The sequence below is a fragment of the Flavobacterium limi genome (genome assembly GCF_010645075.1).
GTDB lineage: Bacteria > Bacteroidota > Bacteroidia > Flavobacteriales > Flavobacteriaceae > Flavobacterium > Flavobacterium limi.
Genome location: NZ_JAADZV010000001.1, coordinates 484,823 through 507,113, shown reverse-complemented (window position 1 = coordinate 507,113; position 22,291 = coordinate 484,823). Strand labels below are relative to the sequence as shown.

The following is a 22,291-nucleotide window of genomic DNA, read 5'->3' as shown; positions in this document are numbered from 1 at the left end:
AAAAAAACTTACTTTTGATGTAACATAACCAATTTCCGGATATCTAATTTATTAGATAATTATAAATTATTAATCTTTATGAAAAACTCAATAATGATGTTAAGTGCTGCAATAATGCTAGGCGGAGTAGCTAATGCCCAAAAAGTAGCTTTTGAAGAATACAATTTAGACAATGGTTTGCATGTTATTTTGCACAATGACCCTTCGGCCCCTGTTGTTATTACTTCTGTAATGTACCACGTAGGATCAAAAGACGAACGTCCTGACCGAACCGGTTTTGCGCATTTCTTCGAACATTTATTATTTGAAGGTACCCAAAATATAAAACGTGGCGAATGGATGAAAATCGTTACCGCAAATGGAGGCGTAAACAATGCGAATACTTCTGATGACAGAACTTATTATTATGAAGTTTTCCCTTCTAACAGCCTTGAACTTGGATTATGGATGGAATCAGAGCGTTTGATGCATCCTATCATTAATAAGATTGGTGTTGACACTCAAAATGAAGTCGTAAAAGAGGAAAAGAGGATGCGTTATGACAATCAGCCTTATGGAAATATTTTGCCGGAGGTTAAAAAATACATGTTTAAAAACCATCCGTACCGATGGACTACTATTGGCTCCATGAAAGATCTTGACGCCGCCACTCTGGAAGAATTTCAGGCATTTAATAAAAAATTCTATACTCCAAATAATGCCGTTTTGGTTGTAGCCGGTGATTTTGAAAAATCTAAAGCTAAAGAATGGATTCAGAAATATTTTGGACCAATTCCGAAAGGAGAAGCTTTAAAAAAACAAACTTACACGGAAGAACCCATTACTCAGACCATAACCGCCACTTACGAAGATCCGAATATCCAGATTCCGATGGTCGTTGCTACTTACAGGACGCCTTCCATGAAAACAAGGGATGCAAGGGTTTTAGATCTGATATCTTCTTATTTAAGTGATGGAAAAAGCTCTAAATTGTACAAAAAAATAGTGGATGATAAAAAAATGGCGCTTCAGATTGGTGCTGTAGGTTTTAGCCAGGAAGATTACGGAATGTACATTTTGTATGGTTTGCCAATGGGTAAACACACTACAACAGACATTTTGAAAGAGATGGACGAAGAAATCGTAAAAATCCAGACCGATTTGATTTCTGAAAAAGACTATCAAAAACTACAAAATAAATTCGATAATAATTTTGTCAATGCAAATGCTAGTGTTGAAGGAATTGCAGAAAATCTAGCCTCTTATTATTTGCTTTATGGAGACGTAAACCTTATTAATACCGAAATTGACATCTACCACTCTATTACCAGAGAAGAAATCAGGGAAGTCGCTAAAAAGTATTTAAATCCTAATCAGCGTTTAATTTTAGATTATGTTCCTTCAAAAAAAGCTCAAAACTAAGACTATCGAATCATGAAAAAAATACATACAGTTTTAATCCTTTTATTCCTTACCGGAATTATGCAAGCACAAGACCGACCACAGCCAAAACCAGGAAAATCGCCAATTGTTAACATCAAAAAACCACAGACTTTTGTTTTAGCAAACGGTATGAAAGTTTTGGTAGTTGAAAATCATAAATTACCAAGAGTGAGTTTTAATCTTACTTTGGACAACGCTCCTTTTACCGAAGGGAACAAAAAAGGTGTAGATGAACTAACCAGCAGCCTGATTGGAAACGGAACCAAAAAAACGACAAAAGAAGCATTCAATGAAGAAATTGACTTTTACGGGGCAAACATCAATTTCACTTCTCAGGGAGCTTCAGCGAGCGCTCTTTCAAAGTACTCAGGTCGTGTCTTAGAGCTTTTAGCAGAAGGTGCTTTACAACCCAATTTCACTCAGACAGAGTTTGATAAAGAAAAAGCAAAAATGCTCGAAGGCCTTAAAGCTGATGAAAAAAGCGTTCCTGCTATAGCCAGTCGTATTGTTGATGTTTTAGCTTTTGGAAAAAATCATCCTTCAGGTGAATTTGTTTCTGAAGAAACGCTACAAAATGTTACTCTTGCAGATGTACAGACTAATTACAACACTTATTTCGTTCCTGAAAATGCTTATTTAGTTATAGTCGGCGACATTAAATTTAAAGAAACAAAAGCGGCCGTAGAAAAGCTTTTTAGCGGATGGAAAAAACAAGCTGCACCAAAAAATACTTACCCAAATCCTGAAAATGTATCAAAACTCGAAATTGATTTTGTAGATGTTCCAAATGCTGTTCAATCTGAAATTTCGCTGGTAAATACAGTGAATCTAAAAATGAGCGATCCTGATTTTTTCCCTGCTGTTATAGCAAATCAAATTTTAGGAGGCGATTTCAACAGTTACCTTAATATGAACTTACGCGAAAAACACGCCTGGACATACGGCGCTAGTTCAAATATTGGTAGCGGTAAATACGTAACCAAATTTAAAGCCTCATCTGCTGTTAGAAATGCCGTTACCGATAGTGCTGTAGTTCAATTCGTAAAAGAAATTAAAAGAATCAGAACTGAAAAAGTTTCTGAAGATGTTCTTAAAAATGTAAAAGCAGGCTACATTGGACGTTTTGTAATGCAGGTTGAGAAACCTCAGTCTGTTGCTCGTTATGCTTTAAATATAGAAACCGAAAAACTTCCTGCTGATTTCTACGAAAAATACATTCAGACCATCAACACTGTTACAATTGAGGATATTAATCGTGTATCAAATAAATATTTTCAAATCGACAACATGAGAATTGTAATTGTCGGTAAAGGTTCAGAAGTACTTCCCGGTTTAGAAAAACTCGGGATTCCGATATCTTATTTTGACAAATACGGAAATCCTGTTGAAAAACCTGCAACTAAAAAAGAAGTTCCGGCCGGAATTACTGCAAAAAGCGTTTTTGAAAATTATATCAAAGCAATTGGGGGAAAAAAAGCCGTTTCTTCTGTAAAAACATTGTTTATGAACGGAACTACAACAATTCCGCAGGCACCGTCACCTTTGACTTTTGTTTCAAAATTAGATTCAAAAGGAAAAATGATGGTTTCGCTTTCTATGGGAAGTATGGCTTTGATGAAACAGGTTGTAAACGAAAAAGGAGCTTATGTAGAGCAGCAGGGACAACGTAAAAATTTAGAAGGTGCAGATTTGGCAGAAATGAAAGCTAACGCAGCTCCTTTTGAAGAATTACAATTAAGCAAAAGAACAGACCTGAAGGTTGACGGAATCGAATCTATTAACGGCAATGATGCTTACTCGATAAAAGACGGCAAAACGATTTACTTTTACGATGTAAAATCAGGTTTAAAAGTAGCCGAAACCAAAGTAAAAGAACAAAGCGGACAATCGACTACGCAAACAACTTATTTTAATGATTACAAGGAAGTAAAGGGCGTAAAAGTTCCTTTTAATTTAATTCAAAATGCAGGTTTTGAATTAGATATCAAAATGTCTGACATCAAAATTAACGAAGGTGTTGCTGAAAAGGATTTTCTTTAGAAAGTTGAACTGCCAATGCGCTAAGATTTTAAACAAAAAAAGCTGTCGTAATTGACAGCTTTTTTTGTTATACATTTTGTCAGGATGAGCGAAGTCGAAGCCCCTTTTACATTTTACAAATAACTTTTCACTCATAATTCATAACTGTGAATTATTTTTTCGCCGACAAATAAACCCCTATTAAAATAATAAAAGCTCCAAAGAACTGAATTGGCGTTAGCATCTCGTTATCCAGTAATCCCCAGAAAAAGGCCACTATGGGAATTAAATAGGTTACTGACGTAGCAAATACCGGTGAAGACATTTGTATTAGCTTAAAAAATAAAACATTTGCGATTCCGGTTCCTAAAACGCCTAAAATCATCACGAACAAAACAGAATAATGTGTTGTCTCAAGATGGATTTTTCGGGTAAAATCTGTAGTACTTAAAATAATTAAAGCCGGCAAGAACAAAACAGCGAAATTTCCGGTAGTAATACTCAGCGAATTCAAATCAGACAAATATTTCTTAATCAGATTTACATTAATTGCATAACACAGTGTTGCAATTACGACTAAAATCAAATAATAATAATTTTGACCTGATGAACCTGAAGAACCGTTTAAAACCAACAACAAACAACCGATTAATCCGATAAAAACACCTAAAACCTGGCGTTTTTGAAACTGAATTCCAAAAAATATAATTCCTAAAACCAACGTATTTAGAGGAGTCAGCGAATTTAAAATAGCTACAATGGAACTGTCAACCTGAGTTTCGGCAATGGCAAAAAAGAAAGCAGGAATAAATGTTCCGAAGAATGAAGTCAGAGCAACAAATTTCCACTGATGAGCTGATATTTTCTTTAAACTTGAAAAACCGACTATAAGCAGAAACAAACCAGCAAAAATAATTCGGATTGAACCTACCTGAACAGCTGTCAATCCCACCAATCCTCTTTTGATTAAAATAAAAGAGCTTCCCCAAATTAGAGAAAGCAGCAATAAATAAAACCACTTTAATTGTTTTGCTTCCATAAATCGTATTTTGATACAAATTTGTAATAATTTTTAGGAACTGACCTTCTGATTTTTATTAATTTTGCAACAAATTTATTCAGACAACCTAAAATTATATATAAAATGAAAATCACAAAAATAATAGCTTCATTAGCCATTGCGGGTTTAGTATTAGTAAGCTGCAAAAAAGAAGAAGATAAAAGTTTAGCTGTAGCAAAAGGCGAAAAAACAGAAGCACCAAAAGAACACAAACCAATTGCTGCAGAAAATGTACAGACTGCCAGTTTCACAATTGACGGAATGACCTGTGCAGTAGGATGTGCAAAAACTATTGAAGAAGAACTAGCTAATCTTGACGGTGTAGAAAAAGCTGCAGTTGATTTTGACAAAAAAACAGCAACTGTAACTTTCGATAAAACAATTCAAAATCCTGAATCTTTGACAAAGGTTGTCCAGGAAACAGGAGATGGAAAAACATATAAAGTTTCGAACATGAAATCTTAAGATTAAAGTTTCTCCATAAAAAAAGGCGTTCAAATTGAACGCCTTTTTAATTGTATTTGCTGAAGAGTGACAAAATTAAAAGTAGTTTGAAATATTATCGTGAATTGATTTTTAAATGCATCTTTGACTGTACTCATATTACCATAAAAATCATATTAAATAGCTAGAATATTATGAACATAAAATATTTGCAACATTTAAAAGACAATCCTATTGCTTATACAAGTGATACAGAAATTCAATTTAAAATTGAAGGTATTTCTGAGTCAGAAATTCAACAATTAGAATTAACATGGAACAACGGTAATCTTTTTCCTCAGGTCCTAAAAGAGTTATTATTTTTAGCAGGTGAGTTTTGTTATGTATGTGATTATGGGCCAAATGACAGCCAGCAAGAAATACAAGAATGGATAAGAGAGCATATGGGCGATAATAATCGTTCTATAAACCGTCCTTTTTATGCCTTTGATGTATGGGGAGGTCTTAATTTTTTATTTATCTATTTAGACGAAGGAGATAATCCACCTGTTTTTCAAGCGCAACCGTACTCTGATGATGATAACTGGATCGAACCATTACAATTTCAAACAATACAAAGTATTATAATTGACAGAGTTAAAATAGGACAAAATCCATATTAACGCGCCAACGTGATGCCTGCACTTTGGAAAAATAAAGAAATTTATTTATTTCCATTTTAGAGTCTCCATAAGCCTCTGCATATCATTTTTGATATAACTGGCAGCCGGCATAACCGAGTCAAAATTAGGTTTGGAATAAAAATAAACCGATCCAGTTATAAAATGTTTTGTACTGTCGGTCACATAAAATTGTGAATTGGTTGCCGCATTTCCGTTTACCTGATAAAACATTCCGTATACTTTTTTTTCAGGGTTTAAATACGGCTGTTCTAATATATCATCAGCTTTTATAACATGCTCATACGTTAATTTCTGAGCATCTCTGAGCAATTTATCGATATTATTATTTACTGGTTTATAGGTAAGATAAATAGTGGCTTTCATTTTTGGATATGTGATAGCAAATCCACATTCTTTTTCTCCTTTAATTACTGCACCTTCATTCATTTGAAAAGAAAAAGGACATGTATTTTCGAAGTTTACATATTTAGCTTCCGGGTAATCCAGACGCAAAAAACCAGCCGGTTTTGGCAATACCTCATCTTTACAGCTTACAACAGTCAGCGCAAGTAAAATCACCGCTAACCAAATTGTTTTTTTTAACATCTTACTCTATTGTTACTTTTATTTGTTTTATACGTTTATTATCAACTGCTTCTATAGTAAACACACAATTTTCAAACGCTATTTTTTGATTCTTTTTAGGGAAATTGCCGAGAATTTCAAGAATAAAACCTGCTAATGTTTCAGCCTCTCCTTTATGCGATTCAAAAATTTCCTCATTAACTTCTACTATTCTGTAGAAATCTTTCAAATTGATTTTTCCTTCAAAAAGAAAGTTCTTTTCATCAATTTGAGAATAATTCAGATTTTCATCGTCAAACTCATCACTAATATCACCTACAATTTCCTCAATCACATCTTCTAAAGATACCAACCCGGAAGTTCCCCCATATTCATCGACCACAATCGCCAAATGGCTTTTCAGACTTTGAAAATCTTTAAGCAGATTATCCAGTTTTTTATTTTCGGGAACAAAAAAAGCTTCCCTGATTAAAGTCGTCCAGTCGAATCCGTCATTATCAATATGAGGCAGTAAATCTTTCACAAATAAAACTCCTTCAATCTGGTCAATATTATCCCTATAAACCGGAATTCTTGAAAATCCTTTTTCGATTATCTTTGGATAGATTTCTTCAAAAGATTCGGAAATCTCCAACCCAAAAACATCAATCCTTGGGCTCATTACCTGTTTGGTATCTGTATTCCCGAAAGAAACGATTCCTTCCAGTATTTTCTGCTCTTCTGTGGATGTACCTTCAGAATCGGTAAGCTCCAAAGCCTGCGAAAGCTGATCTACTGAAAAATTTGTTTTTTGTTTCCCTAATTTTTGATGCAAATATAACGTAAGTGAACGCATTGGCAAACTTACCGGAGAAAGTAATTTATCTAAGAAAGCAATTGGATAAACTACTCTTTTAGCAAATTTTATATTATTTCGGCTTGCATACACTTTTGGAAGAACTTCTGCAAAAAGCAAAATCAGAAAAGTAACCAGAATAACCTCTAAGATAAATTTTAATGAGTCAGAAACGACATCTTTAAAAATATTTCTACCGATAAAAGAGAAAAGGATAACTACTCCAATATTCAAAAAATTATTCGCTACTAATAATGTAGCTAAGAGCTTTTTGGGTTTATCCAAAAGGTTTGAAATTATTTTTCCTTTCGGACTATTTTCCTGCAGCACATCTTCAATTTCTTTTGGTGACAAGGAAAAAAAGGCGACTTCTGCACCTGAAACAATTGCTGATAAGAAAAGTAAAATAAATATCCCGACAAAACCAACAATCAGATTGGCGTCAGTATAAACAAAAAATAAACCGGGCTCCGGGTCCAAATTAAAAAAGATTAGTTAAACAATTAAAAAGGCAAATCGTTAATAGGCAAGCCTTCATTTGTATTTTCAAAGTTAGTGTTTTTTGGTGATTCTGAAGCCTGATGATGTTTATGTTCCGTTTCTTTTTTAGTTGTTAAAAAAGTGAATTCGGTTACCTGAATTTCAGTAGTATATTTTGTAGTTCCGTCTTCCGCCTGCCATTGTCTTGATTTAATACGCCCTTCAATGTATATTTTATCTCCTTTGGATAAATATTTTTCACAGATTTCAGCGGCTTTATTGCGCACAACTAAATTATGCCATTCGGTCGAAGTAATTTTTTCGTTTGTCGTTTTATTGATATATACTTCATTTGTTGCCAGCTGAAAGCGGCCGATACAGTTACCTCCATCAAAATAATGCATTTTAACATCGTCGCCCAAATGGCCTATCAACATCACCTTGTTTAATGTTCCGTTCATGATATAACATTTGTGTTTTGTATCAAAGGTACTTTTTTTTAACGATTTATTTCTTCCTTTTCAATAAAATTATAAATCACAATCGGAAATGGAAGCGATTTTAAATCACTAAAATTCAACCCATTAACCAAAACATTATTTACTTTAATTTTCCAGAACTGTATGTGTAGATGCTGATGGGAAAGTTTATGAATAACAGTTGCTTGCGAACATTCTTCAATAGCGGTAATGGTATAAGAAGACAAAATACCCTGCTGAACAACTTTTGAGATAAAATCAAAGCTTATAATTTCTTGAGTTTCCACTAACGGAAATTCATAGAGATTATGCCAAATCCCCTTCGCGGTTCTTTTTTGTATTAAGGTTTTTCCCTCAATATCTTCTACAATCAGATAATTAAAGAAGCGGTTGGTCACTTTCAGCTTTTTTGATTTTACAGGCAAAACATCTACTTTTTTCTTTTGCAGTGCCAGGCAGCTATTGTTGAATACACAAATATTACAATCCGGACTTTTAGGAACACATTGTATCGCCCCAAATTCCATAATAGCCTGATTGAATATAGCAGGATTACCGTCCGGCATCAATTCTTTTGCAAGCGCAGTAAATTCTTTTTTAGTCGCAGGTAATGTAATATCCGATTCAATATCGAAATAACGTGAAAGCACTCTGAATACATTGCCATCAACCACCGGAACAGCCTCATTATAAGAAAAAGAAGCAATCGCAGCCGCTGTATATTCGCCAACACCTTTTAACTTCAACAAATCATTATAAGTAGCCGGAAAAACTCCATTTAAATCATTTGCAATATACTGAGCTGTTTTATGCAGGTTTCTCGCCCTGGAATAATATCCTAATCCCTGCCAGAGTTTTAGAACTTTTTCTTCATCAGCATTTGCCAAATCAAAAACAGTAGGAAATTCCTTTGTAAAAGAAAAAAAATACGGCATTCCCTGCGCCACTCTTGTTTGCTGGAGCATAATTTCTGAGAGCCAAATATGGTACGGATCAACCGTATTTCGCCAGGGCAAATCACGTTTGTTTTGTAAATACCAATTTATCAGCGTGTTATGAAAATTCATTTTAAAATACTTAGAAAACAAAAGTAAATGTTTATGTAATTAAAATTTAACGAATTAGCTTGATTAATTATTTTTTTAATTCCTATATTTGCAACCTCAAAAAAATAGTACATCATTTATAAATAAAATAGGAAAGAAAATGACGAAAGCAGATATCGTAGCGAAGATTTCAGAGAAATTAGGTCTTGAAAAAGGAGACGTTCAGGCAACAGTTGAAACTTTTATGGAAGAAGTTAAGACTTCATTAGAAACTGGTGACAATGTTTACCTAAGAGGTTTCGGAAGTTTCATCGTAAAAACCAGAGCTGAGAAAACAGGAAGAAACATTTCTAAAAATACCACAATCAAAATTCCTGCACACAATATTCCTGCTTTTAAACCTGCAAAAGTTTTTGTAGAGGGGGTAAAAACAAACAACGAAGCAAAATAACACTATTAATTAATCATAAAATCGATACGATATGCCAAGTGGTAAAAAAAGAAAGAGACATAAGGTAGCTACTCACAAAAGAAAAAAAAGAGCGAGAGCTAACCGTCACAAAAAGAAAAAGTAGTTTTAAACTACTTTTTTCTTTTTAAACGTTCATTGAAATTGAAAAAAGATGAAAGAGAAAAGAAAAATAGAATATAGACGCAAAATCTATAGTCTTTACTCTACATCTCTATTAATTTTTTTTCGCCGGGTTAATACCTGTTAAAAAATATTGTTTAATCCATCCTTGTAGAAGTTGATGGTTTTTGGTTTTTGGCTTTTGGTTTTTACCAACAGCTATCAACAAAACAACTGACAACCAATTCACGGATAAAAATTTACAGAGTGAATAAAGAATTGATCATTAGATCTAGTCCTGAAGCCGTAGATTTTGCCTTATTAAAAGATGGAAAACTAATTGAATTACACAAGGAACAAGAAACAAGCAACTTTCAGGTTGGTGATATTTTTATTGCCAAAATCAGAAAACCAGTTGCCGGACTTAATGCTGCTTTTGTAAATGTAGGCTTTGAGAAAGATGCCTTTTTACATTATCACGATTTAGGGCCAAACCTAGCTTCCCAACTGAAATTCATAAAACTTGTAAGCGCAGGTAAAATAAAAGATTTCTCCCTAAAAACCTTTCAGTTTGAAAAAGAGATTGACAAAGATGGCATCATTACTGATATTTTAAGTGCCAATCAATCTGTCTTAGTACAAGTGGTTAAAGAACCTATATCGACCAAAGGGCCAAGAATAAGCGCTGAGCTTTCACTGGCAGGAAGATTTATCGTTCTGGTTCCGTTTTCTGATCGTGTTTCTATTTCTCAAAAAATAGAAGACAAAAAAGAAAAGGACCGTTTAAAAAAACTTGTTCTATCGATCAAACCTAAAGGATTTGGTGTTATTGTTCGCACAGTAGCCGAAGGCAAAAATACAGCCGAATTAGAAAAAGATTTGCAGAACCTGCTTGGCAGATGGACTGCAATGTGTAAAAAATTACCAACTGCTCATCATCCATCCAAAGTATTAGGAGAGCTTAACAGAGCTTCTTCAATATTAAGAGATGTTTTTAACGATACCTTTAGTGGTATTCAGATAGATGATGAAGAGTTGTACCATCAAACGAAGGATTATCTGCAGGAAATTGCACCTTCAAAACAATCAATTGTGAAGTTTTATCAATCAAACGACACTCCGATTTTTGAGAAATACAATATAGAGAGACAAATCAAAACTTCTTTTGGAAGAACGGTTTCAATGAGCAAAGGCGCTTATCTTATCATAGAACACACCGAAGCGCTGCACGTTATAGACGTAAACAGCGGAAATCGTTCTAATAAAGCGACCAACCAGGAAGATACCGCCATGGAAGTGAATATGATTGCAGCCGCTGAAATTGCCAGACAACTTCGTCTGCGTGATATGGGCGGAATAATCGTAGTTGATTTTATCGATATGTCTAATCCTGAAAACAGGAAAGTTTTGTTCGACTTCTTGCGAGAAGAAATGAGCGACGATAAAGCAAAACATAAAATATTGCCTCCGAGTAAATTTGGCCTGGTTCAAATTACAAGGCAAAGAGTAAGACCCGAAGTCAACATCAAAACCAGAGAAGAAGATCCTAATAAAGTAAATGGTGAAATTGAAGCACCTATCTTAATTATCGATAAAATCTCATCTGATTTAGACCGACTTCTAAAAACCCACAAAAATGTTGTCCTTAATGTACATCCGTTTGTGGCTGCATACCTCAGTAAAGGTTTTCCATCCTTACGCTCAAAATGGTTTTTTGAGCATAAGAAATGGGTGAAAATCATACCTCGTGACGCTTACACGTACTTAGAATATCATTTCTACGACAAAAAAGGAAATGTTATCTCAGAATAAAACAAAAACCGCCTTTCGAAAGACTGGCGGTTTTTTTATGGGTCATTGCTAGGAACGAAGCAATCTCATTTTTTTGTATTTAAAATACAATTTGTTTTATCAGGAGCAATTTCCGGCTATCCGTTGTAATCTTTTGTTTTTTAAAGAAAAAAACAAAAGGATTTCCACTTCTATCCGGGCTAGGCAGCCGTTTTCAAAAAGTCATTCTATTTATTGCAAAAAAAACTTATTTATAAGAATTCGTCTTTAGCGAAGTCGAAGGCTTATGAAAAGTAAATGGCTTCGACTCCGGTCCGTCTGACAAAACATCATCTAATGAACATTTTTGGAATTTGGGATTTATAAAAATTGAGATCTGATTTTTAAATTTATTCCCTCACTATCTCAATTTTCCTTCTAATTTCATTCCCTTCAGCATCAACAACAGTTAAATAGTGAATTCCTGCTGAAGGTGTAATTGGCAATTCATGAAACGTTTTGGTTGTGGCTTTATAAACATCATCTACATACCAAAAAAGCTCTTTATCTCTCTCAGAATAAGCAACTTTTATGATGACTGGCTGTACATTACTATTAAAATCCTTCGTTAAATAAATTTTACTATTCGCTTTCGGGTAAATAAAATCCATTGTTGTCATTTGAGTTGCTTCACAACCTTCTTTAAACGGTGGCAGCGGCAAGTATTCAATATGCTGGCTTTTATAATACCAAGCCATAACCGGAGGCAGTACAAACCAGTTCTTAGTCACAATATTATCGATGTTTTCACAGCTGCTATTAACCTGAAACTGCTCGGTTTTATCTAAATGTACCGTTTTATGATACGGACAAACTTTTGTCGATTTTCCTTTTTTAGAAACCCATTGTTTGATTTTCGGGCAATTATCTTTTGCGAGATAACCACTTAATCGGCAAACCTCAACTTCAGCCAAATCATTATATGGAGTATCAAACCATCTTTGTCTTGGCAGTAAATTAAAAACATCAAATAAAATTGGTGCTGCACTGGTAACGCCGGTCAAAGTTGGCCTTCCCTCGCCTGTAGCATTTCCAGCCCAAACCCCAACAACATATCTGGAATTTGTTCCAATAGCCCATGCATCCCTGTTTCCGAAACTTGTTCCGGTTTTCCAGGCAATTTTGAGCGAACTGTCGTAAAACTTCCAGGCCTCGTCTCCTTCCGGCCTGTTTACCTCTTCCATTGCGTTGTAAGTCAGCCAGATTGATCCTGCCCCCAAGATATTCTTCTGATTGGTTTCTGAACCAAAATCGGGTTCAAAATCGTTTTTATAATTCAGCTCTGCAAATTCATTTGTTCTGTATTGCCCTTTATTTTTTGTGTAATAATTAACCGTAGAAGAAAGATTCGCATACGTTCGGCATAAATCCCACAAATTGCTTTCAGCACCTCCTAAAATCAACGATAACCCGTAATGATCAGGTGTTTTATTAATGTTCTTTAATTTGAACTTCTGCAATTCTTCGTAAAACTTATTTACTCCAAAATCCTGAAGCATCAAAACCGCCGGAATATTCAAAGACCGTGACAATGCCCGGTGTGCCGGAACCGCACCGTCAAACGTGAGATTGAAATTCTGTGGCGTATAACCCGAAATCTGTGTTGGAATATCGGCAATTAAGGTATTCGGCAGTAATTCACCATCATCCAGCATAGCACCATACAAAAGTGGTTTTAAGATACTTCCTGTGCTTCTTGGTGCATCGATAATATCGACATCTTTTTGATGATCTGAATCGGCAGGAGAATTTCCAACATAACTCATTACATTTCTGCTCTGAACATCAATTACCAAAATCGCCAGATTATGAACTTCATTCTGTTTGTACTGATTATAATAATATCTCGCAATTTGATTGACTCTGTTTTGAAGTGCGTAATCAATAGTCGTTTTTACTCTTGTTCCTTCTTCGTTTTTAGCGACTCTTTGAAGTAAATGCGGAGCGATTTGAGGAAGATCATAAGGTTTTTGAGGTAATGGCTCTTCAACTGAAAGTTCATAAGTCTGCTTGTCGATTATGCCTTCCTGATGCAGTTTTAATAAAAGCCGGTTTCGTTTGTTTAATAGTTTTATTTGATTTTTCCCCGGATAAATCAAACTTGGAGCATTAGGTAAAACAGCCAAAACAGCATTTTCTGCCCAGGATAATTGATTCGACTGAACGCCAAAATATCGCCACGAAGCCATTTCCAATCCCACAACATTTCCTCCAAATGGCGCATGTGCAGCGTACATTTCGAGAATTTCATTTTTAGAATAGCCTAGTTCTAATCTGGTAGCGAGAATAATTTCTATTATCTTTTCGAAATAGGTTCTGTTTCTTCCTTTTCGGGATAATCTTACAACTTGCTGCGTCAGCGTGCTTCCACCTCGAACTACTTTTCCTGCTTTTCTATTTTGCTTAAAAGCATTAATCATCGCACCGGGATTAAAACCAGGGTGTTTATAGAAATATTCATCTTCAAAATAAACGATACATTTTTTGAATTTGTCGGGAACGCTGTCTTGTGCCGGAAAACGCCATTGTCCGTCTCTGGCAATTTTAGCACCAAGCAGTTCTCCTTCTTTACTTTCTATAACTGTTGAATACGGTTCTTTGAATAACGTTCGGGGTAACGAAAAATAGTAAATCAGCAAGAGCAGAAATGCAATTGCTGATTTTATTTTATTGTTTTTAATCCAGTTTATAATGCGTTGCAAAAACGCTTTTAATTTATTTTTCAATATTGATGATTTAACCGCAAAGCAGCTACGTTTCGCAAAGTTCACAAATTTTTTTCTCGCAGATTTTGCAGATCAAGCCGATAAAATAAAATCTGCCAAATCTGCTGAATCTGCGTGAAACTTTATTTTTATTTCACAACCTCAACCCAGAATCCTTTTGTTCTTGCTAAGAATGTATTATCGTACATTGCTTCGCATTGCAATCCCGGCAGATAATAATTTCCTAAATACGATGCATTCAGCAGAATACGGAAGACTTTGGTTTCCCTTGCTTTCATTCCGAAATAGAAATTCGTTCTGTCATCACGGATATCAATATAATCAGCAATGTTATTTATAGCATCTCCATAATCTGTGAAACGCGTATTCACAATTTCGAATCCTGAAGGCAGAATTTGTGATAATGCTACATTTTGAACGCTTTCTCCCCTTTGGTTTTTAATCGTAACCTCAGCAACAAATTCAGTTCCCTGATTAATTTTCGAAACATTGATCACGCTTCCTTTTCTATTTTTGAAAACAATAGAAGCGGTAACATCACTTTGAACTGCATTTTCTTTTCCGATTGGCAGAATTCCTGTATTCAGAACACGAACATAAACTGTATTGGCTTTATTGTTTTTCAGCGTAATACTATTTGCTCCGGAAGCTACAGACAAACTGCGATCTGCAACCGATTTACCTGTATTGATTATTTCTCCTTTTCCGTTTTTGCTAAACTGAATATTGATTCCTTTTGGACCGTTACTCATCGCAAATTTCGACATTGCATACAAACAGTAAGCCGTTGTCTGCGTACTCATCCACTGGTTAGCCGACATTTCTTTAGCTAATTTAGTCGCCGTTACAAATGCTTTTTGCTTTTGTCCTAAAAGAAGCATCGTTTCTAAAGCCATTGCTCTGTTTCTTTCACTTGAACCATAATAGTAATAGTTATAACCATCTGAACTTCCGTCGATACTGGTACGTAAAAACAAACTTTGTCCAGCTGATTTTTGTCCTGCCAAAACATAAGCGGCAGCAAGACGAAGCATACTTTCATTCGAAATCCCTTTTGTTTCTCTTAATCTGTTCATGGCTGATAAATCGGCATTTCCTGCTAAAGCCAAGGTATATAAACGATACGCCTGAGCCAGATCATTTCCGTATTTCGGCTCAAAACGCCATTGTTTTGCCTCACGTTGCTGATATGAAATCCATTTCGATTTGAAATTTATTGGCAGTACATATCCTTTTTTCTCTGCTTCAATCAAGAAATGTCCGGCGTAAGAAGTTCCCCAGTCATCTGCAATTGCATTGCCCTGCCAGTAAGGCATTCCGCCATTCGATAATTGAAAATTACCCAATCTGGTGATTCCCGTCGCAATATTTTTCTGAATCAGATCTTTGCGTTTCGCATCAATATCAGCAACATCTCCCAAATACAATTGAGGGAAAACAGATGAAGTCGTCTGCTCTACACAACCATGCGGGTACTGAATCAGGAATTGCAATCTTCCATTCAGGTTCATAGATGGCATTGATGAAACTTCCAGTCTTGCTTTATTACTTCCTGCAATTCCGAATGTCTTCCATGAAATTGTTTTGGTACTATTTGGCGTTAAAACAACATCTGTAAAAGTACTCGTAACCGGATTTGGATTCGTCATATCGATTTCAACATCGTAAACTGATTTCTCACTTCCTGATGTTGCGATTACCTGAACTTTAGCAATTCCGGTCGCAGAACCGACAACTAAATTAAAATAAGCCATTTTTTCATCCGGCTGTGCAAAATTCAGTCTCTTAACTGCACCCCCCATAACTTTCAATCCATTACTTGTTTTAACCTGAACTGTGACATTTTTGATTTTGTTTTCAGTTGCAAAAACAGTTACCGGAAGTGTTACTTTCTCTGATGGTGAAATCTTTCTTGGCAATGAAGCCAACACCATCAGCGGACTCTTAACAGGCGTTGCTTTTTCTACGCTTCCGTAAGCGCTTGTATTCGCGTCTCCCGCCACAATCATTGTTCGTACAGAACCAATGTATTTTGGCAGTTTTAACTGATGTGATTTCGTTTCTCCTTTTCCTAATTTAAATGGTCCGTAGTACAAAACAACAGGTTTAAAACGATTGGCTTTCTTCGCTTTTCCGCCACCTAAATCCTGATCTCCACCAATACTGAAAATCTGGTTTATTTTTCCACCATACGCTCCAATCACATCATCATAAATGTCCCATGTTTTTACTCCAAGAGCTTCACGAACGTAGAAACTATCCCAGGCATTTGGCGTCTTAAAACGGGTTAAATCCAAAAGCCCTTCATCAACAACGGCAATTGTATAGGTCATTTCTTTCCCTGATTTTTCACCCACTTTTACGGTAAAATTTTGCTCAGGTTTCAGAACATCGGGCATTGAAAGTGTTGGGGTCAGGATGGTATTTTTATCTACCACTTCAATCGGAACGATTCCGTACATACGAATTGGCGAATCGTTTTTAGTTGAAGCATGCGGCTGCAATAGGGTAATATTGAAATAAACGTTTGGCGCCATAGCTCCTGTAATTGGAACCTCAACTTTAGTTTCACCGTTTTTGGTTTCAGCCCAAATGGTTTGTACAACTCTTGATCCGTTTTCGATTGAGATTAAAGCGCGTCCGCCTTCACTTGAAGGGAAAGAAATTTGTGCCTTTTCTCCAACAGCATAGTTTTTCTTATCTGTAGAAAAAACCAGCATATTAGCTGTAGAAGCATCTCTGTTACGTGTTTTCCCAGACCAGATTGGCCAGTCAATATTTACGGTTAAAGAAGTAGCATGACCATCTTGCTGATCTTCCACACGAATTAAATAACGACCCCATTCTTCATCGGTCAAAGCAAACTGAAAACTACCTCTTCCGCTTGAATCGGTATTAATTATAGTTGATTTATAAGATGTTGTAGCATTTGAAGAGTTATAATTTGATAAATTATCGCTCGAAGAATCCCACCACCAACGCCAGTCAACTTTATAAATTCTCACTTCCAGATTTCTAACAGATTTCGGCCTTCCGTTTTCATCTACTGTAATAACCTCAAAACGATTATTTGTTCTCGTTTCAAGCATATTGTATTTGTTCAGCTCAGGCGATTTTATACCGACATAGGTTTTATATGGAGAATAAGTTGTCGACATTACATCAGTGCTAAAATCCCCTCCTTCTTCATAGACTTTAGTAATGAATGAAGCACGAAGCATTCCCGGTGCCTGACCTTGTAATCTTGGCTGAATGTTTACTGAAGCTTTTCCTTTTTCGTTTAATTTTCCGGAGAACACGTTGATTTCCTCGGTACTGAACTGACGCGCCAAATCATCAAAGGAATATTTTTCATAACCTTTAAAAGTAGTCGTCTGCTGAGAAAACTTCGCCTGCATTTCTACATTCAGATTTTTGGCAATCGCGCCGTGAAGCCAGGTAACCTCAAGATTACTCGTATTTGGATACGACGATGAGAGCGTTTTTCTGGAAAAATTATTCTTAATTTTTAAACGATTTGGCTTAATGGTTTCAATTTTAATGCTTTTGTAAAATTTAGCACCACCAACACTTACCATCGCTTCCCAGTTACCGGTTGGCACTTCTGAATTGGTTGGGACTATAAAGGCATAGTGATTCAGTTCATTTGTTTTTTGAACCGTCTGATAAACCGTTTTCCCATTCGGATCATTCAATCTAAATTTAATTGGATGAGATTTAGGCAATTTATTCGCTGCATCATTCAAAATAAAAGACAGATACAGATTGTCGCCCGGACGCCACACACCTCTCTCACCGTAAATAAAACCTTTCAGCCCTTTTTGCAACGTTTCACCGGCAACATCAAAATTACTCACAGACAACGAAAGCCCGTCATCCAGCTTCACATATGTAGATTGATCGCCTAAAGTAACAATCGCAAAATAAGCAAACTTATCCAGTTGAAAAGAAGCGATTCCTTCACTACTGGTCGCTTCACTGGCAATTTTCTGCTGTTGAAAATTATACAAGTCTACTCTTGCGTTCGAAACCGGTTCTGTCGTAACAATATTATTTACCGCAAATAAATACGATTTGTTCTCACCTCTTTTAGCAATTACACCCAGATCTGTAGCCAGAATATTGGTAGCAATTCTGGCATTGTAATAATACGAACCAGAACACGGATCCTGACTTTCTCGCCAGTCATAATCGTCATAGTAATAATCGTCGTACGAATTGCCGCTATAGTTTACATCATTTTCATCAACTTCTTCTTCCTCTTCCTGATTTGAATCTTCGTCTGAACTTTCACACTTGTATAACGAATATTTTCTTTTGTATTCAAATTCGACTCTGTAAATCGCTCCCGGTTCCGGTTTGATGATTTTAGATAAGTCCAGGGCGTAGGTATTCCATTTGGTTAGATTTACAAGTGTACTTTCTTTTAGATTAAGTGTTGTTTTCGCAATTGGCTGAGCCACTTTCTTGAGATTCTGCGCTCCGTTTAATTCATTATACTGAAGGAACTGAAGAATATTATTCTTGTAAATTTTATAAACCTTTACATCAACAGCACTAAGGTTTACAGCTTCAAAATTTAGTTTTAGATTATTTGAACTTGGCAGAATCGTTCCGTTTTTAATAAAACGAACATTGGGTTTGATCTGGTCAAAAGATATTTTTTCAGAGTAGTTCGCCTCCATTTTTTTACCATACTGACTTTCAATTCCCTGAAAAACTTCCAACAGCAATTCACCCATTACCACTTGTTCCGGTTCTTCATCCGGCACATATTCAACAGCTTCTTCTACAATAGCAGCCGCTGAATCCACTGCAACTGCTGCTGAATCCACGACAACAGCCGCTGAATCCACTGCAACAGCAACTGGTTCTTCTACAGCAACAACTACCGGCTCTTCTTTTTTAGGAGCTTTTTGATTCGTAAAATAAACTTTCAGTAAATTTCCCTGAGTAGAAAATTTCAGATTATTGGTATTCTGAATCGAAACTAATCCGGCAAAATCCTGCCCTTTTTCCAATGGTTCAGAAAAATTGATCGATACAGACTGACTGCTTCCATCAGGAACTTCGACTTTAATAACTTTGAATTCATTGATACCGGTAATAGGAAAATCGATTTGGCCTTTCTGATCAATATCAAAATCATCTCCGTCATAAATAATTTCAAGATTTGTGGCCTCAGAATAACGCTGTATGCTGTCAATTATAAAGTGAAACTCTTTACCCGAAGCCGGATTTCTATCAAACTTAATTTTAAGATCATTCCCTTTCTGTTTGGCTTCAACTAATTTTTTAGCCGTTTCCAGATCAATATTATCTGCCGTTTTTAAAACACAGTTTAAATATTGGTATTCCTTACTATAGGATTGAATATCAGCCGTATTTATAGTAAAATCCTGTTTTAAGGTCTTAACTGTAAAGTTGAATTTAGAAAGTTCCTTTTCTTTTTCCTTCGGAATTGCAGTTAATTTATCCAGGTTTAAAGTAACCTGATATTCTGTTCCGGGTTTTAGCTTTTTCTCTGGAATAAAAGCTAAGGTATTGGTTGAAAGCGCTACAACTTTCCCACTCACACTGGGCGAAATATCAAACAAATCATCGTCTAATTCCTGATTCGGTTTCCAGTCGTTTTTATCAAAAGCTAAAACCACGCGGATATCAGAATCCGCAGAAACAATTCCACCTGTAAAACTGGTGATATACTCTTTAAATAATGAAAAATCAGAATTAAAATCTGCAGCTGATTTTCGCCCGCAGGATTGAAAAATAAAAAACACACAAAGTACGAGAACTAATCCTTTTGTTTTCACTTTTATTTAGAGTTAATGGTTAACAATTAAGAAATTTAATAGCCTTCACAGTTAAAAAATATAACAGTAAAACACAAATTAAATTATGATAAAAGTATAATATTTTCTGAATCTTTTAAGAAGAAAATTCCCTACTCAAAATTATTTGGTATTCATTGAAGTTACACGTCAGCTGATGTTTGATAAGGAGCTGTTTCCAGCTGTCCGCTATATCTTTTTATCCGCAAAAAAAGCGAATAAAAAGTATGCCGCTTCCATCTGGGCTAGGCATCAGGTTTTCATAAGGCTATTTACGTCTTTCCAGAAAAAACCTTTTCATCAAATCGGCAGCTTCATTAGCCATAACTCCTGAAACCACAGTTGTTTTGGGATGCAGTTTGGTTCCCATATTCATAAATCCGCGTTGCTCATCACGAGCACCAAAAACAATTTTTGAAATCTGGCTCCAATACAAAGCTCCGGCACACATCTGGCAAGGTTCAAGTGTGACATATAAGGTACAGTCTTTTAAATATTTTCCTCCCAGAAAATTGGCTGCTGCGGTTATCGACTGCATTTCGGCATGAGCTGTAACATCATTTAACAATTCCGTTAAATTATGACTGCTTGCAATCACTTTATCAGCCACAACAATCACAGCGCCAACAGGAATTTCGCCTTTACTAAAAGCCATTTCAGCTTCCTGCAAAGCTTTCTTCATAAAGTACTCGTGGGTGAAAGGATTTATCATAAGTACAAAAATAGAACTTTTACACTTTATTTTTATTACATTTAAATCCTGAAATTCAAAGCATGGAAAGAAATTACAAAATCACCATACCGGAGCCCTGCCAGGAAAACTGGGATAAGATGACGCCAAAGGATAATGGACGTTTTTGTATGAGCTGTTCTAAAACGGTGGTTGATTTTACTTCCATGCTCCCGAATGAAATTCAGCATTTCTTTATTCAGAATCAAAATGGAAGTATTTGCGGCAGATTTAAAAAATCGCAATTAGATTCTGTAATTATTCAAATTCCAAATCGCGTATTATATTCTCAAACGCATTATCCTAAAATATTTTTACTTGCTTTATTTATTGCAATGGGAACGACCTTGTTTAGCTGTTCTGATAAAGATGGAAACAAAAAGAAAATTGATAAGATCGAAGTTGTTGATAATACAGAACAAAATCAGGATGAAGAAGTTGTTTCAACATGTTATGGACATGAGATAGAATCTAAAAAAACCAAAAAAATAAAACGTGACATCGCAATTACAATGGGAGTAATAATATCTCCTGGTATTAGTGAATCAGGAAATTTTAAGTATCATATTATCTATAATCAAACTGATTTAGATGTCTTACCTGTTCCGGAAAACGGGATGAAACAATTCTATAAATTTTTTAATAAAAATTATACTGTCTCAACTAAAGGTAAAATTGCTGTCTTATTTGTGGTAGAAGAAGATGGCAGTCTGAGTAACTTTAACATAGTCAAAAATACACCGAAAGAAATAGGTGAAGAAGCTATCAGAATCTTAAAAACAGGTCCGAAATGGATTCCGGGAAAACGAAAAAATCACATTGTCCGATCATCTTATACATTATCAATCTTACTTTAAATATGCAGAAATATTACTCTAAAATGTTTTTATTTGCTTCATTTTTTATTACAGTAACAACACTGTTTAGCTGTGCGGATAAAAATGACAATAAGAAAGAAAATAGTAAAACAGAAGTTGTTGCTAATTCCGTAAACAAGCAAAATGATAATTCGAAACAGATTTCTCCGTCTCCACAAGAAATTCAATCGGAACATGCTAAAAAAAACACTGAAGAAGAAGTTATCCTTACTAAAACAACTTCTCTCAAAGACAATCCTAATCATTCCGTTTCATCACCGGCAAAGGAAAATCTTATAAAATCTGCTAAACTCAAAGTAAACAAAAACATTCAGGCTGAGAAAGTAAACAATGAGAAAAACAGCGCTGCAAAAGTAACGAGTAAAACTACTCATGCAGCAGAAATCCCATCTCAAATCAATGCAGAATTTCCTGGTGGAATTGAACAGTTTCATAATTTTTTTATGAAAGAATATAAAAAACCGGAAAGTGCAAGTTATTGGAAAATCAATCTCAATCTTGCATTTGCAGTAGAAAAAAACGGTACAGTTTCATTTCTTGAGTGTTCGCCGGCAGTCGAAGAAACTGTTGAAAAAGAAATGATCAGAGTTCTGAACTTATGCCCTAAATGGAAGCCGGGAGAATTCAACGGAAAAAAAATCAAAATGCAATATTCTGTTCCACTTTTTTTGAAATAAGACACATCCAAAGAAA

At 35.4% G+C, this 22,291-nt stretch carries 16 protein-coding genes; 8 read left to right on the top strand and 8 right to left on the bottom strand.

The annotated features are described in order from the left end of the window. The first annotated feature begins 78 nt into the window (after positions 1–78). On the top strand, positions 79–1,401 hold the full coding sequence (locus GXM16_RS02160) for a M16 family metallopeptidase (RefSeq protein WP_163392282.1): 1,323 nt from the start codon (positions 79–81) through the stop codon (positions 1,399–1,401). A gap of 12 nt (positions 1,402–1,413) precedes the next feature. Then, a complete protein-coding gene (locus GXM16_RS02155; protein WP_188726525.1) occupies positions 1,414–3,462 on the top strand; it encodes an insulinase family protein in 2,049 nt (682 codons plus the stop codon). A gap of 151 nt (positions 3,463–3,613) precedes the next feature. Here the strand turns inward: GXM16_RS02155 and GXM16_RS02150 are convergent, their stop codons facing one another. Next, the gene (locus GXM16_RS02150) at positions 3,614–4,480 is read right to left on the bottom strand and encodes a DMT family transporter (RefSeq protein ID WP_163392280.1); all 867 of its coding nucleotides are present in this window, start codon (positions 4,478–4,480) and stop codon (positions 3,614–3,616) included. 105 nt (positions 4,481–4,585) lie between these two features. On the opposite strand from GXM16_RS02150, the gene GXM16_RS02145 reads away from it, so the two are divergent. Next, positions 4,586–4,966 (top strand): heavy-metal-associated domain-containing protein, encoded by a 381-nt coding sequence (locus tag GXM16_RS02145; RefSeq protein ID WP_163392278.1) that lies wholly within the window; start codon positions 4,586–4,588, stop codon positions 4,964–4,966. 173 nt (positions 4,967–5,139) lie between these two features. Continuing rightward, the gene (locus GXM16_RS02140; RefSeq protein ID WP_163392276.1) at positions 5,140–5,607 is read left to right on the top strand and encodes a hypothetical protein; all 468 of its coding nucleotides are present in this window, start codon (positions 5,140–5,142) and stop codon (positions 5,605–5,607) included. A 45-nt stretch (positions 5,608–5,652) separates the two neighbouring features. On the opposite strand, the gene gldD is transcribed toward GXM16_RS02140, so the two are convergent. The 4 genes from gldD to mutY are packed head-to-tail and all read right to left on the bottom strand — an operon-like array spanning position 5,653 to position 9,053. Beyond that, positions 5,653–6,213, bottom strand: coding sequence for a gliding motility lipoprotein GldD (gene gldD / locus GXM16_RS02135; protein ID WP_163392274.1), 561 nt, complete (start codon positions 6,211–6,213; stop codon positions 5,653–5,655). A gap of 1 nt (position 6,214) precedes the next feature. Further along, the gene (locus GXM16_RS02130; RefSeq protein WP_163392272.1) at positions 6,215–7,507 is read right to left on the bottom strand and encodes a gliding motility-associated protein GldE; all 1,293 of its coding nucleotides are present in this window, start codon (positions 7,505–7,507) and stop codon (positions 6,215–6,217) included. Between the two features lie 23 nt (positions 7,508–7,530). Then, on the bottom strand, positions 7,531–7,968 hold the full coding sequence (locus GXM16_RS02125) for a single-stranded DNA-binding protein (protein WP_163392270.1): 438 nt from the start codon (positions 7,966–7,968) through the stop codon (positions 7,531–7,533). 38 nt (positions 7,969–8,006) lie between these two features. Next, positions 8,007–9,053: an A/G-specific adenine glycosylase gene (mutY, locus tag GXM16_RS02120; protein ID WP_163392268.1), complete on the bottom strand. Its 1,047-nt coding sequence runs from the start codon at positions 9,051–9,053 to the stop codon at positions 8,007–8,009. A 139-nt stretch (positions 9,054–9,192) separates the two neighbouring features. Between mutY and GXM16_RS02115 the strand changes: the two genes are divergently transcribed. Further along, positions 9,193–9,483 (top strand): HU family DNA-binding protein, encoded by a 291-nt coding sequence (locus GXM16_RS02115; RefSeq protein ID WP_007805026.1) that lies wholly within the window; start codon positions 9,193–9,195, stop codon positions 9,481–9,483. A 387-nt stretch (positions 9,484–9,870) separates the two neighbouring features. Next, positions 9,871–11,415: an Rne/Rng family ribonuclease gene (locus GXM16_RS02110; RefSeq protein WP_163392265.1), complete on the top strand. Its 1,545-nt coding sequence runs from the start codon at positions 9,871–9,873 to the stop codon at positions 11,413–11,415. Positions 11,416–11,783: 368 nt separating this feature from the next. On the opposite strand, the gene pbpC is transcribed toward GXM16_RS02110, so the two are convergent. From pbpC to GXM16_RS02095, 3 genes are all read right to left on the bottom strand, one after another. Continuing rightward, positions 11,784–14,159 (bottom strand): penicillin-binding protein 1C, encoded by a 2,376-nt coding sequence (pbpC, locus tag GXM16_RS02105; RefSeq protein ID WP_163392263.1) that lies wholly within the window; start codon positions 14,157–14,159, stop codon positions 11,784–11,786. Positions 14,160–14,287: 128 nt separating this feature from the next. Further along, the gene (locus GXM16_RS02100; protein WP_163392262.1) at positions 14,288–19,972 is read right to left on the bottom strand and encodes an alpha-2-macroglobulin family protein; all 5,685 of its coding nucleotides are present in this window, start codon (positions 19,970–19,972) and stop codon (positions 14,288–14,290) included. Positions 19,973–20,258: 286 nt separating this feature from the next. Continuing rightward, complete coding sequence (locus tag GXM16_RS02095; RefSeq protein ID WP_163392260.1) at positions 20,259–20,702, bottom strand: nucleoside deaminase; 444 nt, start codon at positions 20,700–20,702, stop codon at positions 20,259–20,261. 62 nt (positions 20,703–20,764) lie between these two features. Here GXM16_RS02095 and GXM16_RS02090 point away from each other — a divergent pair, with 62 nt between their 5' ends. Next, positions 20,765–21,577, top strand: a complete 813-nt coding sequence (locus GXM16_RS02090; RefSeq protein WP_163392258.1) for an energy transducer TonB — start codon at positions 20,765–20,767, stop codon at positions 21,575–21,577. Positions 21,578–21,579: 2 nt separating this feature from the next. Then, positions 21,580–22,275: a hypothetical protein gene (locus GXM16_RS02085; protein ID WP_163392256.1), complete on the top strand. Its 696-nt coding sequence runs from the start codon at positions 21,580–21,582 to the stop codon at positions 22,273–22,275. Positions 22,276–22,291 lie beyond the last annotated feature (16 nt).